The sequence below is a fragment of the Pseudomonas sp. CFBP13528 genome (genome assembly GCF_005233615.1).
Lineage (GTDB): Bacteria > Pseudomonadota > Gammaproteobacteria > Pseudomonadales > Pseudomonadaceae > Aquipseudomonas > Aquipseudomonas fluorescens_AM.
This window is the reverse complement of record NZ_QGAJ01000016.1, coordinates 67858-79737: the sequence shown is the minus strand read 5'-3', so window position 1 is coordinate 79737 and position 11880 is coordinate 67858. Positions and strand designations below refer to the sequence as shown.

Sequence of the window (11880 nt, the reverse complement as noted above, 5' to 3'; positions counted from 1 at the left end):
AAGCCAAGCGATTTAAGGACCATCGACTCTGGCTTTCAGAAGCGGCAAGGGTACGTATCAGGCGGATAGGTTCATGTAGTCAAAGTCCCTGTAACCGTAGGACTAATCCTAAATGTGCGTAGGTAGCGAGTTTAGAGCGGATAGGTATTTACAACGAGCGAATGATACGAACCGTCAGTACTGCCAATGACGGTTCGTACATTGATGCGCTTAAGGAGTAGCGGGCGGGACGCCGCAAATGCTTTCATCGGCATTCTTACGGCTCACATAAAGCAGGGTTGTCGGTGACTTACCCTGTGTCACTCCATCGGCCTTGAGCACTGTGTAATAGAATTCAACACGGCCCAAAATCGCCGGCTGCACATAGGCAGCGAAGTCCACGACGAAAAACTCCCCACCGCCGGGCAGGCTATGATCATTTGCGACGACAATCGGGGGCAGTATTTCCGCTTCGACAAGCTTGTTGGTGGACGTCAACCCTTCTCCGTAAAGGGTCCAGAAGCGCCTGATCGTGTCACCCTTTTTCAAGTTGTCCGGGTCCACGATGCTCGCATCGATACCAAGCTCGACAAACTGCTTGCAAGTGATCGAGCGAATCCCGCCGCCTGCATTGATAGACTTGGGGAAACCCGGTGCCTTCAAATTCTGCAGCTCACTGGCAAGCACATCAACCAACGTAGACAGGGAGGTGTCCATGTTGGTGTTCACCCCATTCGTCAGGCTGTACCACACCTTCTTGTCCAGTTCGTTTCCACCTGCCGCGATGACGGCGGCAGTAATAATGACGGTGAATGTTCCTGAGTCTATGTCCGCCTGAGTCACGGCACGAGGGGTGGAGTAAATCGGTATCCCGCCCCAGTAGAACTGCAGCAGGTGTCCCCGGGCCGCGCTCGTATACACAGCAAATTCAGCCGTCGCATCGCCGGCATCACCTGGGCCGATTTCATTGACAAGCCCCTCGCTGGACCTCACGGTGACCAACGGCAGGTAATCCCTGATCGGGCCCGGATCGTCAGTGTCCCCGGCAGCGGAGCTGAAGTCCGCATCCACCGAGATCGTGTTGGACCAGGCTGAAGCGGTCCCCTCCGCTACCACGCGGTAACGAAGGCTGGCAGTGCCCGGCCCGGTGATTCCATAGATCGCGACGAGAGTGAGCCAGGGAATTTCGATTTTTGCGGGGTCAGTGGGGGTAGGCTCGATGAGCAATGTATGCGGGAATACCTGAGTACCAAGCGCACTATCGAGCTCGATTTGCACGATCTGGCCGGGTCTGAAATTGTCATAGCCGAAAAGATGCACTTCTGCCAATTTCAACTGCGCGTCCCGAAGATCCAACGGCGCCGCCGGTACCGCCGGATCGCTCAAATTCTCCGGTTGCGGTGTCAATATATACTCAATCTCTCTCAGCTTTGGCGGATAAATGGTTGAGTTTTTGGAGTAGTCAAAATAACGGTACGCCATACGGTCCACCCGTGTACCTTCATCGACAACTTCATCTTTGGTCAGCGAGAACTCGATGGGCGATGAGTCCAACGGCAAGTCTGTTATTACTTTTACCGGTTCCGCATCCGTATAATTTTTATAGATATGAAGTGTATCGAGCGCACGCGCAATCAAACGCCCCGGAACACGGCAGGTCAGCTTATCACCATTGGCTGCCAGAGAGCTCTGCGTGACCTTCCCGTCCACCGCACCCGCCACTAAGGTGATAGCGTCCAATAAAAGACCGCCGGCAGGGCCAACCGTATCGACGTTCACCAGCGTGGTGTCGGAGATTTGATTGTCCTCTGACGCCAATAAAATCTCGTAATGAATGCCATACTCCCCGTGATTGGATATATTTTCGGCCTTGATGTTTGATACATAGGGCCACGTCAAGTCCGCCAATGGTTTTTCAAACCGAATGGGATTTCCGTAGGGCACACCATTAAGATAAAACCGTAATATATCCGGCACACCGCCAGGAATAGGTAATACATCCGTCCACATTGGAATACTAAAATTAACCCCTATCGTTTGCGCGACGACAGTTTCCATCAGATTAGGCGGCATACCCGGTACGGGCGGCAGGGCATTGGTGATTGTAACGCTGGTCAGCGCTCGCGGTGCGTGAGGCGCAAGCCCATGAGGTACAGGCTCCGTTAGTGGATTGTTGCTTGGGTTCGACTTAGCCATTGCTACATACTCCTTTGAGTAAGAGACGGTGTGCATTGATCGCCAGCCGCACGAGACGATTGACCGTTTGATTAAACCCCCTTCTCCCACACTGCACAGCCTGTCAAACTTGACAGCTGCGTACTCATACAAAATATGCTTCCAATTAAAAGGCATTAATTGCGCAGTGTTTAATAGCCAGCTGATGAAGAAAACCAGCACCATTAATGCTATTTAATCTAAACCCTCGGCAACCGGCTCATCCTTCATCCTGTGAAGGTCTCTTTCACCTCGCATAAAAAAAGGGGCTTTCGCCCCTGTTAATGAAACTCCATTATTTATACATTGCCGTCATGCGGCCCCAGGCACGTTCCACCGCCCGGTATTTTCAAGTTGATATAGATGAGTTTTCTGGAAGACAGCCCGGTGTCCCCCGTTCTCTTGAACAACCGGTACCGCACCACCGCCGAGCCAAATCCCGGTACCAATCCCGGTGCGGTAATCAAGTCGAAAGGCAGAATGCGGATTGTCGCCTTGCGGTTGTTGTAATCATCCGTGGTCAGTTCATGCTCAAAATATACGTCAGTGCCTCGGAACGGTTCACCACTGCCGTCATTCGTCGGGTAACTTGCCCAGTATAAATGCACGATGTCGCCAGGCTCGAAATGGAACGCATGCCAGGGTATGCCGATCCATACGCCCTCATGAGGTGCCGGGTTGGTCCCACACGCGATAAAATTCTCGGTGCTGTCATTTAATAATAACGGGCTCTGCAAACCGGTCAGCGTATCAAGACGCACCCGCACCGAAGCGGAAGGACTGCGCTGTCGGTTTATGCCATTGTCTGTCCAGTAATAGACCTCGGCCAAGGCAATGGATGATGCCACCGCCCACGAAACCCATAAGGTGATCAAGTCCCCGGCCCTATCGCCCGGCTGTACGGAGTAGGTATCGACGATACGGTCATCGCTGTTCCAGCACAGCTCCAGGTGTTCGCCAACTTCAGGGTCTACAAATAAACGCACCTCCACGGGCACGGGCCCCGGGCTGTCAGCGGAGGTCAGTGTATTGTCGCCCGTCACGCCTTTTACAATCGCAAGGGCCAACTTGCGATTGATCGGATCAGGCCCGCTCGGGTCAGGGCCGGCGACCCTTAAATCGATTTCATAGAAGCTGTCCGGTGAATTCCTGGAGGCTGTGCCTCGCTGATACACGTAGCGCACACGCAATGGGTAGCGCGTCGAGAAGCCGCCTGCCGCAACAATAGACCACGGCACGCTCACGGGAATCGGCCACGTCTGCACTTCTCCAATCGGCTTGATTTCGAGGGCATGCGTATTCCAGAAGGGATGAATTTCGTCCCCCGGCTCTGCCTCGCCTATGCGCGTGATGGCGACCGCCAACCCCTGCCTGACATCGTCCAGAGTGACTAACCCGTCCAGTTCAGCCGACTCGATAAAGGGGCGTGGCAAATCCGGCAGAACAACCGGGGAGGCGTTGAGCTTGGTCTCGTCGGAAAACTGCCCGACGTTCCCAGCCCGGTCTTCAAGCCGGCAGGAAGCGAACCTTTCACCTCGGCCACTGGCACGCACGTGCGCCTCAGGAATGAGGTAACGGATGGGCGCGCCCTGGTAGTGTTCTCTGGTAATCAAAAGCGTGCCTGCCAAGCCCTGATTCGGCAGAGCTGCGTAGAAGAAGTGGCATATATCCCCAATGCGCATATCGAACCAACGCACCAGCTCGACAGGCAAACCACCGTGCCTGACCAGATAGTCATCGGTAAGCTCATCGCGAGCCTCGTCATCAATCTGCAACTGCGGGCCAGGGTTGCCACCATTGGGCGGCGTTTTATCGACATTGACCAAGGTCGGAAACGAGTCGGTCGTGCCGATCAAAGACGCGCTGACCCTGTATGTCAGGCGACTGATACCGCCGCTGGACAGAATCGACATGGGTAGACGCTGCACCAACGGAAATACCGTGTCAGGGTCGTATGGGCCGTGAATATAAAAGGTGTGCACCGTATCATCGTCCCAACGATATTCCACCGTTGTCACCATCTCCCGCTCATGGAGATTGAATGGCCAGACCTTTGCGATCGTGACCTCCAGGTCCTGATCATGGAGCTGGACCGGTAACGTCCTGGCCGCTTCGTCCCATTCCAAAGGCAATGTCTGGGAAGGGTTGGGAGCGTCCAGTTCCAGTATCGTCGGGTCATCTACCCCTGGAGATCGCGGCCGCAGAGCGCGCTGGTGTCGTGCGGGTGAGTTCGAATCAGACATATCCACTCCTCCTTGAACAATCAATCGGTAATCGACCGAGACGGTCGGCACGCTCAGGTCTGGCTACTTATTGAATGCGCAAAAAAGTGCGGCGGATACTGTCAGATATAACAGGTGCCCGGCGTGACCGATGCACGGACACACCAGGGAGAAGGTCAAGCAAAGGGCGATGTGCCACCGCCCGATCATCTTCAGATGGGCGGCAACATCCAGTTGATCGGCGTCTCGCCATTCTGCTCAAGGAATTTGTTGGTGCGACTGAAATGCCCGCACCCGAGGAACCCGCGATACGCCGACAACGGCGACGGGTGCACCGAGGTCAGCACCAGGTGCTTGGTGGCATCGATCAGCTTCTGCTTGCTCTGGGCATGGGCGCCCCACAACAGAAACACCAAATGCGGCTGCTGCTCGCTGACCACCTCGATAACCCGATCGGTAAAAAACTGCCAGCCCTTGCCGGCATGGGCGTTGGCATTGGCGCGCTCCACGGTCAGGGTGGTGTTGAGCATCAGCACGCCCTGGTCGGCCCAGCTTTGCAGGTAGCCGTGGTTGGGGATATCGATATTCAGGTCACGCTTGAGTTCTTTATAGATATTGACCAGCGAGGGCGGCGCCGGCACGCCCGGTTGTACCGAAAAACACAGGCCGTGAGCCTGGCCGGGGCCGTGGTAGGGGTCCTGGCCGAGGATCACCACCTTGACCTTGTCCAGCGGCGTGGAATTGAGTGCATTGAAGATCAGTGGGCCCGGCGGATAAATCTCTTTGCCTGCGGCGTGTTCCTGGCGCAGAAACTCGCGCAGGTCGCCCATGTAGGGCTTGTCGAACTCCTCGCGCAGCGCGTGTTTCCAGCTGGGTTCGAGTTTGATGCGGTCGCCGTCGGTCATGATGAGGTCATCGAGTGAAAAACAATGGGCGAACCCTAGGAAAGCCGACCCCGCTTGTCAATTGGTCTGATACACCACCTCCAGTTTCCCACGGAGCGATCATACTGATCCTTCACCTTCTGGATTGAGGTCACGATGAACCTGCACTTCGAAGAACTCACCGGCAACCACGGTGCCCGCATCGGCATCGCCAGCCTGGATGCGCAACAATCGCTCAACGCCCTCTCCCTGCCGATGATCCTGGCCCTGGGCGAACGCCTGGATGCCTGGGCCAAGGACCCGAATATCGTCTGCGTATTGCTGCGCGGCAACGGCCCCAAGGCCTTTTGCGCAGGTGGCGAAGTGCGCAGCCTGGCGATGGCCTGCCGTGAACAACCTGGCGTTGTGCCCACCTTGGCCGCGCAATTTTTTGCCGCCGAGTACCGCCTCGACTATCGCCTGCATACCTACCCGAAACCGCTGATCTGCTGGGGTCACGGTTATGTGCTGGGCGGCGGGATGGGCCTGTTGCAGAGTGCGTCCGTGCGTATCGTGACGCCCAGCAGCCGTTTGGCCATGCCGGAAATCAGCATCGGCTTGTACCCGGACGTGGGCGCCAGCTGGTTTCTGTCGCGCCTGCCCGGAACGCTCGGCGTGTTCCTGGGCCTTACCGGTGCCCATATCAATGGCCGTGATGCCCTGGACCTGGGCCTGGCCGACCGTTTTCTGCGCGATGACCAGCAAGACGAATTGCTTGACGGCCTGCTCCAATTGAACTGGCAAGAACAGACCGCGATGCAGCTCAACAGCTTGCTCAAGGCCTTGGCCCAGGACGCCGTCCACCAGCTACCCGAGGCACAATGGATGCCGCGCCGGGGGCAGATCGACGAATGGCTGGATGTGGGTGACGTGGCCAGTGCGTGGCGCGCACTGAGCCTGCTCAAGGATCACGCCGACCCACTCCTGGCCCGCGCCGGCAAGACCCTCAGTGAGGGCTGCCCGCTGACTGCGCACCTGGTGTGGGAGAAGATCCGACGCGCCCGTCATTTGTCGTTGGCCCAAGTGTTCCAGATGGAATACACGCTGAGCCTCAATTGTTGCCGCCACCCGGAATTTGCCGAAGGTGTACGCGCAAGGCTGATCGATAAGGATCAGGCGCCCCGCTGGCATTGGCCGGATATCAATACCATTCCCGAGGCGGTGGTGCAGGCGCACTTCAACAAGGCATGGGAAGGTAGGAACCCTCTGGCAGACCTGTCTGATTATTGACAGCTTATCGCCGATTCTCCTTGACGTTAAAAGCACAGTTACCCGGTTGATTTTCCTTGCACAGATAAACCAGTTGGTCGAACGAGGCGTTATCGCGCTCCCAATGCAAGCTGTCCACCAACGACATGCCGCTGACCACGCCTGACAGGCACGGGCGCAATACGACAAGCTCGTCGCGCTGATTGGTGTACACACACTTTTCCACCAGCCCGTTCCTTCGATCATCACCCTTTTCCGGCGCAAACACCGCGCCTGAAAAGGCGTGTATGAACTCGCCGGGTTCAACCTTCGGACCTTGCCACAGCATGCCGCCGGCCTGGTACAGGAAATAACCTGTGCCCGTCTGGATCTCCGACTTGTCTGGACAGAACTGGCTGCCTTGCGCCTGGCCAGCCATACAGACAACCAGTAAAAGCATGTACATCAAGTGTTTGAGCATGGATGCCCCCTTCGATAACCACACTGCTTATCCCGCAGTGAAATATATCTCCGGCCTCAAAGCTAGCTGTGAATTCTGACAGTATCGACAAACGGCGGGCAAAAAAAACGGCGCATCATGCGCCGCTTTTTTCAAAACCTTTTTGTCAGCGGTGACCTCCGCGTCCACCGCCATGATCGCCACCACGCCCGTGCCCGCCGTTGCCCCACCGATTGTCTCCCCATCCCTGGTTTGGATACGGCCGATAGGCAGACCTTGGATAGTAACGTGGCGCGGGTTGGTAATAACGCGGCGCCGAGTAATAGCGGGGAGCCGAATAGTAGCGTGGCGCGGGTGTGTAATAGCTGGGCCCGTAGTAACGAGGACCGCCGTAATAGTAGGCGGGTGCCGGTGCGGTGTAGACCTCGGAGCGATAGTAAGTGGTACCTCCATCGTAATAGGGCACGCACGCTGACAGGGTCAGGCCGAGTAATGCAGTGAGCAGCAGTCGTCGATACATGGCGGCCTCCTGGACCGCGGAAGAGCACCTCCAGCGACGCTGGGGGGCGTGATCCGATTTATCATCGAATAACGAAATATCTGACAGTTAAATACGATTTTAGTGCGGTTCGTTCCCGCCTGTTTCCTGAAGGATGAGGCACAGATTCGCGGCACCACAACCAGCAATGGCCGACTAGGGTTCCGGCTCGTCAACAGCGAGTGACTGGTCCGAGAGTGGGCGACCTCCAGTCGAGGTTACACGGCGGGATAAAAGCCCGGGAGATCAGCCACCGTTCGCGGTGCCGCGTTGCGCCTGCTCGCCCTTGACTCAGCGGAACCGCCCATGAACTCGACCTGTTTGAACGCTCTGCTCGCCGCGCTATTGACTGCCATGATGAGCATCCAAGCCCATGCCGCCGCAAAAAACCACTTCAGCGTCTGCTGGACCATCTACGCCGGTTGGATCCCCTGGGAGTACGCCGGCAGCCAGGGCATTCTCGACAAATGGGCAAGGAAGTACGGCATCACCATCGACATGGTGCAGCTCAACGACTATGTGGAATCCATCAATCAGTACACCGCAGGTCAGTTTGACGGCTGCACCATGACTAACATGGACGCGCTGACCATCCCCGCTGCCGGCGGCGTAGACAGCACAGCGTTGGTGGTCAGCGACTTTTCAAACGGCAACGATGGCGTGGTGATCAAGGGCGCCGGCAAGACCCTGGCCGACCTCAAGGGCATGAAAGTCAACCTGGTGGAACTCTCGGCGTCCCACTATCTGCTGGCTCGCGCCTTGCAAGCGGCCGGTCTGACAGAGAAAGACCTGAGCGTCGTCAACACCTCTGACGCCGACATTGCCGCAGCCTTCGACACCGATCAGGTGCAGGCCGTCGTCACCTGGAATCCGATGCTGTCGCAAATCAAGGCCAGGCCCGGAGTAACCGAAGTGTTCGACACAAGCAAGGTGCCCGGTGAGTTCATGGACATGATGGTGGTCAACACTCAGGTCCTGCAGGACAACCCTGGCTTGGGCAAAGCCCTCACCGGCGCCTGGTTCGAGGTGGTCGCGCTGATGAACGCCAAAAGCGCCGCCAGTGCTCAAGCGCTTGAACATATGGCCAAGACGTCCGGCACCGATCTAACAGGCTATCAAGCGCAACTGGACACCACCAAGCTGTTCGCCACGCCACAGGACGCCCTGGCCTTCGTCACCAGCGCGCAATTGCCGGCAACCATGCACAAGGTCGCTGAATTCTCCTTTACACACGGTCTGCTGGGCGAGGGCGCCCGGGACAGCGGCGCCGTAGGCATGAGCTTCGCCAATGGAACGACCAGCGGCAACACTGCCAACCTCAAGCTGCGTTTCGATCCCACTTACGTACAAATGGCTGCTGACGGCACGCTGTAGGAGAACTGGCCATGCGTTTGATAAACCGTCGCCCGAATCGCTCCAGCCGTGTGCTGTTGATGCTGCTGCCGTTCGCTCTGTTGCTGTTCGCCTACTTCGCAGGCTCGGCGGAGCGCCTCGCGGACAATCCCAACGACAAACTGCTGCCCAGCGCCGGGCAAATGGCTGAGGCCGTCGCACGCTTGGCGTTCAGCGAGGATAGTCGCACCGGTAAATACATATTGTGGCAAGACAGCGCATCGAGCCTGCGCCGCTTGGGTATTGCCTTGGGTATCAGCGCGTTGGTAAGTCTTTGCCTGGGGATGTTTTGCGGCACATTGCCGCTGGTCAGTGCCTCGTTGTCGCCGCTGCTGACCGTGCTGTCGATGGTGCCGCCCCTGGCGATCCTGCCGATCCTGTTTATCGTATTCGGCCTGGGGGAACTGTCGAAGGTCGTGCTGATCATTATCGGCATTACGCCAGCCCTGGCCCGCGACCTGGAGCAGCGTGCGCGCGAGATCCCGGTCGAGCTTCTGGTCAAGGCGCAAGCCCTGGGCGCGTCCACATGGACACTGATGTTACGCGTGGTGTTGCCGCAGTTGCTGCCTCGCCTGCTGATTTCACTGCGCTTGATATTGGGCTCGGCCTGGTTGTTCCTGATTGCCGCCGAAGCCATAGCCTCCACCGACGGCCTGGGGTACCGAATCTTCCTGGTACGTCGCTACCTGGCGATGGACGTGATTGTGCCCTACGTCGCATGGGTCACCCTGTTGGCCTGGTTGATGGACTGGTGCTTGCTGGCCCTGGCCCGACGCGCTTTTCCCTGGTACGAAGGAGCGCGGGCATGAGCTTTATCAGCGTCAACAATGTATGGCAGCGCTACGGCACCCAAGTCGTACTTGAAAACTTCAACCTGCACGTGGCCGAAGGCGAATTCTGCGCACTGGTCGGTCCGTCCGGATGCGGTAAATCCACATTCCTGCGCCTTTTGTTGGGACAGGAAACCGCCTGCAAGGGCCAGATCCTGTTGGCAGGCCAGCCCCTGGCCGCCGAGCCGGATGCCAGCCGCGGCGTGGTCTTCCAGCGCTACTCAGTGTTCCCGCACTTGACCGTGCTGGATAACGTCGCCCTGGGCCTGGAGCTGCCGCGCTCGCGCGTGCTCGGGAGGTTGTTTGGCAAAGCCAGGCAGAAGGCGCGCGAACAGGCCGCCGAACTGCTGCACAAAGTCGGCCTCGACCACGCCCTGCGCAAATATCCGGCGCAGCTCTCCGGCGGCATGCAACAACGCCTGGCCATCGCCCAGGCGCTGATCATGAAGCCGCGTGTGTTGCTGTTGGACGAACCCTTCGGCGCCCTCGACCCCGGCATTCGCAAAGACATGCACTCGCTGCTGCTGGAGCTGTGGTACGAGACCCGACTGACCGTATTCATGGTCACCCACGATTTGAACGAAGGCTTCAGCCTTGGTACGCGCTTACTGGTATTCGACAAGGTGCACGTCGATCCACTGCGTCCTGGCGCCCATGGTGCCCGTATTACCTTCGATATCCCTTTGAACAGCGAGCGCCGCAAGGCATTCATCGCGCAACCAGGAGTGATGTGCACATGAACGATTCCATCCAACCGTTGCGGCCATTTGCCGAAGAACTGCTGCCCGGCGGCGGCCACCGATCCTTTGTGCTCAAGCGCGGCCAATTGCTGCGCCTCACTGACCTGCACGGCAGTGCCAACGTCAGCCTGACGTTGCTCAACGCCAATGAAAAAACCGAACGCCTGAACCTGCCTGACAGCCTCAAATGCCAGCACACTGCCAAGCTCACCGCAGGCCATTGTCTGTACTCGGACATGGGCCGTGTGCTTGCCGCGATCACCGCAGACACCTGCGGCTGGAGCGACAGCATCGGCGGCGTGCTGTGCGCATCGGAGGTCGCCGAGAAATACGGACAGGGCCGTTATCAGGAACTGCGTAATGGCTTCTACCGCAACGGCACCGACAACCTGCTGGTCGAGCTGGGCAAGTGGGGACTGGGGCTGTCCGATCTGTTGATGACCCTCAACCTCTTCAGCAGAGTCAACGTGGACGAAGACGGCGGTTTGCACTTTGTGCCGGACAATTCAAAAGCTGGCGACTACATCGAACTCTACGCACCGATGGATACGCTGGTGGTGCTGACCGCGCTGCAACATCCGATGGATCCCAACCCCGCCTACGCCCCGCGACCGCTGAAGCTGAGCTGGATGAACGCCGCCCCCAGCGTCGCCGAGCACTGCCGCACTTCGCGCCCGGAAAACGAGCGCGGTTTCATCAACACCGAGCGCCTGTTCGCTTGAGGAACTGCCATGTCTGATGCACTGAAACAAGCGGATGCAGCCGTGTACCGCGCCACTATCCCCGCCGGCGAGCCGTGGCTGATGCAGATCAAGGCCGGCCAGACCCTGCGCATCCTCGACCTGGAGGGCAACCAGGCTGTCGACACGCTGTTCTACAACGCACAAAACCCCAGGGAACGCTACGACGTGCAACGCACCCTGCGGCGCCAGAACCGCGTTTACCTCAGCGTCGGCAGCGTGCTGTATTCCAACCTTGGACAGCCGATGCTGACCCTTGTGCACGACACCTGCGGACGCCACGACACACTGGGCGGCGCATGCGCCCAAGAGAGCAATACCGTGCGCTACGCCCTGGACAAACGCTACATGCACAGTTGCCGAGACAACTACCTGCGCGCCTGCGTCAATGACGGTCGCCTGGGCAAACGCGACATCGGTGCGAACATCAACTTCTTCATGAACGTGCCGGTGACGACCGACGGCGGGCTGACCTTCGAAGACGGTATTTCCGCACCCGGCAAATATGTCGACCTGCGCGCGGAAATGGACGTGATCGTGCTGATCTCCAATTGCCCACAGCTTAACAATCCCTGCAACGCCTACCGGCCAACCCCTGCGCAGGTGCTGGTATGGGATTGAAACTCAAGCGCCTGCGCACATGGTTGTTTGCCC

The 11880-nt window shown here is 58.1% G+C and carries 11 protein-coding genes and 1 riboswitch; of the genes, 6 read left to right on the top strand and 5 right to left on the bottom strand.

What is annotated here, in order from left to right:
* Positions 1 to 210: 210 nt before the first annotated feature.
* The 3 genes from PspCFBP13528_RS23010 to ung form a co-directional block, all read right to left on the bottom strand.
* Entirely contained in the window at positions 211 to 2175 is a 1965-nt protein-coding gene (locus PspCFBP13528_RS23010) for a hypothetical protein (protein WP_137201591.1), read from the bottom strand.
* 317 nt (positions 2176 to 2492) lie between these two features.
* The gene (locus tag PspCFBP13528_RS23005) at positions 2493 to 4436 is read right to left on the bottom strand and encodes a hypothetical protein (protein WP_137201590.1); all 1944 of its coding nucleotides are present in this window, start codon (positions 4434 to 4436) and stop codon (positions 2493 to 2495) included.
* Positions 4437 to 4627: 191 nt separating this feature from the next.
* On the bottom strand, positions 4628 to 5320 hold the full coding sequence (gene ung, locus PspCFBP13528_RS23000) for a uracil-DNA glycosylase (protein WP_065949273.1): 693 nt from the start codon (positions 5318 to 5320) through the stop codon (positions 4628 to 4630).
* A 135-nt stretch (positions 5321 to 5455) separates the two neighbouring features.
* On the opposite strand from ung, the gene PspCFBP13528_RS22995 reads away from it, so the two are divergent.
* Positions 5456 to 6568 (top strand): enoyl-CoA hydratase/isomerase family protein, encoded by a 1113-nt coding sequence (locus tag PspCFBP13528_RS22995; protein ID WP_137201589.1) that lies wholly within the window; start codon positions 5456 to 5458, stop codon positions 6566 to 6568.
* A 4-nt stretch (positions 6569 to 6572) separates the two neighbouring features.
* Here the strand turns inward: PspCFBP13528_RS22995 and PspCFBP13528_RS22990 are convergent, their stop codons facing one another.
* A complete protein-coding gene (locus PspCFBP13528_RS22990) occupies positions 6573 to 7007 on the bottom strand; it encodes a DUF3757 domain-containing protein (RefSeq protein ID WP_137201588.1) in 435 nt (144 codons plus the stop codon).
* A 145-nt stretch (positions 7008 to 7152) separates the two neighbouring features.
* Positions 7153 to 7506 (bottom strand): hypothetical protein, encoded by a 354-nt coding sequence (locus tag PspCFBP13528_RS22985; protein ID WP_083217900.1) that lies wholly within the window; start codon positions 7504 to 7506, stop codon positions 7153 to 7155.
* A gap of 163 nt (positions 7507 to 7669) precedes the next feature.
* Positions 7670 to 7771: riboswitch (guanidine-I (ykkC/yxkD leader) on the top strand.
* A 59-nt stretch (positions 7772 to 7830) separates the two neighbouring features.
* On the opposite strand from PspCFBP13528_RS22985, the gene PspCFBP13528_RS22980 reads away from it, so the two are divergent.
* From PspCFBP13528_RS22980 to PspCFBP13528_RS22960, 5 genes are read left to right on the top strand one after another with little or no spacing between them, the layout of a single operon-like run.
* Complete coding sequence (locus PspCFBP13528_RS22980; RefSeq protein ID WP_065949276.1) at positions 7831 to 8898, top strand: putative urea ABC transporter substrate-binding protein; 1068 nt, start codon at positions 7831 to 7833, stop codon at positions 8896 to 8898.
* 11 nt (positions 8899 to 8909) lie between these two features.
* Positions 8910 to 9725: an ABC transporter permease subunit gene (locus tag PspCFBP13528_RS22975; RefSeq protein ID WP_065949277.1), complete on the top strand. Its 816-nt coding sequence runs from the start codon at positions 8910 to 8912 to the stop codon at positions 9723 to 9725.
* On the top strand, positions 9722 to 10486 hold the full coding sequence (locus tag PspCFBP13528_RS22970; RefSeq protein WP_101219218.1) for an ABC transporter ATP-binding protein: 765 nt from the start codon (positions 9722 to 9724) through the stop codon (positions 10484 to 10486). The genes PspCFBP13528_RS22975 and PspCFBP13528_RS22970 overlap by 4 nt, the downstream gene beginning before the upstream one ends.
* Positions 10483 to 11208, top strand: coding sequence for an urea amidolyase associated protein UAAP1 (locus PspCFBP13528_RS22965; protein WP_065949279.1), 726 nt, complete (start codon positions 10483 to 10485; stop codon positions 11206 to 11208). Before PspCFBP13528_RS22970 ends, PspCFBP13528_RS22965 begins: the two co-directional genes overlap by 4 nt.
* Before the next feature lie 9 nt (positions 11209 to 11217).
* The gene (locus tag PspCFBP13528_RS22960) at positions 11218 to 11847 is read left to right on the top strand and encodes an urea amidolyase associated protein UAAP2 (protein ID WP_101219220.1); all 630 of its coding nucleotides are present in this window, start codon (positions 11218 to 11220) and stop codon (positions 11845 to 11847) included.
* The last annotated feature ends 33 nt before the right edge of the window (positions 11848 to 11880 follow it).

Excerpts from the sequence above, each read along its gene's own strand:
- PspCFBP13528_RS23010 (WP_137201591.1), bottom strand. The coding sequence starts at position 2,175 with ATGGCTAAGTCGAACCCAAGCAACAATCCACTAACGGAGCCTGTACCT.
- PspCFBP13528_RS23005 (WP_137201590.1), bottom strand. The coding sequence starts at position 4,436 with ATGTCTGATTCGAACTCACCCGCACGACACCAGCGCGCTCTGCGGCCG.
- ung (WP_065949273.1), bottom strand. The coding sequence starts at position 5,320 with ATGACCGACGGCGACCGCATCAAACTCGAACCCAGCTGGAAACACGCG.
- PspCFBP13528_RS22995 (WP_137201589.1), top strand. The coding sequence starts at position 5,456 with ATGAACCTGCACTTCGAAGAACTCACCGGCAACCACGGTGCCCGCATC.
- PspCFBP13528_RS22990 (WP_137201588.1), bottom strand. The coding sequence starts at position 7,007 with ATGCTCAAACACTTGATGTACATGCTTTTACTGGTTGTCTGTATGGCT.
- PspCFBP13528_RS22985 (WP_083217900.1), bottom strand. The coding sequence starts at position 7,506 with ATGTATCGACGACTGCTGCTCACTGCATTACTCGGCCTGACCCTGTCA.
- PspCFBP13528_RS22980 (WP_065949276.1), top strand. The coding sequence starts at position 7,831 with ATGAACTCGACCTGTTTGAACGCTCTGCTCGCCGCGCTATTGACTGCC.
- PspCFBP13528_RS22975 (WP_065949277.1), top strand. The coding sequence starts at position 8,910 with ATGCGTTTGATAAACCGTCGCCCGAATCGCTCCAGCCGTGTGCTGTTG.
- PspCFBP13528_RS22970 (WP_101219218.1), top strand. The coding sequence starts at position 9,722 with ATGAGCTTTATCAGCGTCAACAATGTATGGCAGCGCTACGGCACCCAA.
- PspCFBP13528_RS22965 (WP_065949279.1), top strand. The coding sequence starts at position 10,483 with ATGAACGATTCCATCCAACCGTTGCGGCCATTTGCCGAAGAACTGCTG.
- PspCFBP13528_RS22960 (WP_101219220.1), top strand. The coding sequence starts at position 11,218 with ATGTCTGATGCACTGAAACAAGCGGATGCAGCCGTGTACCGCGCCACT.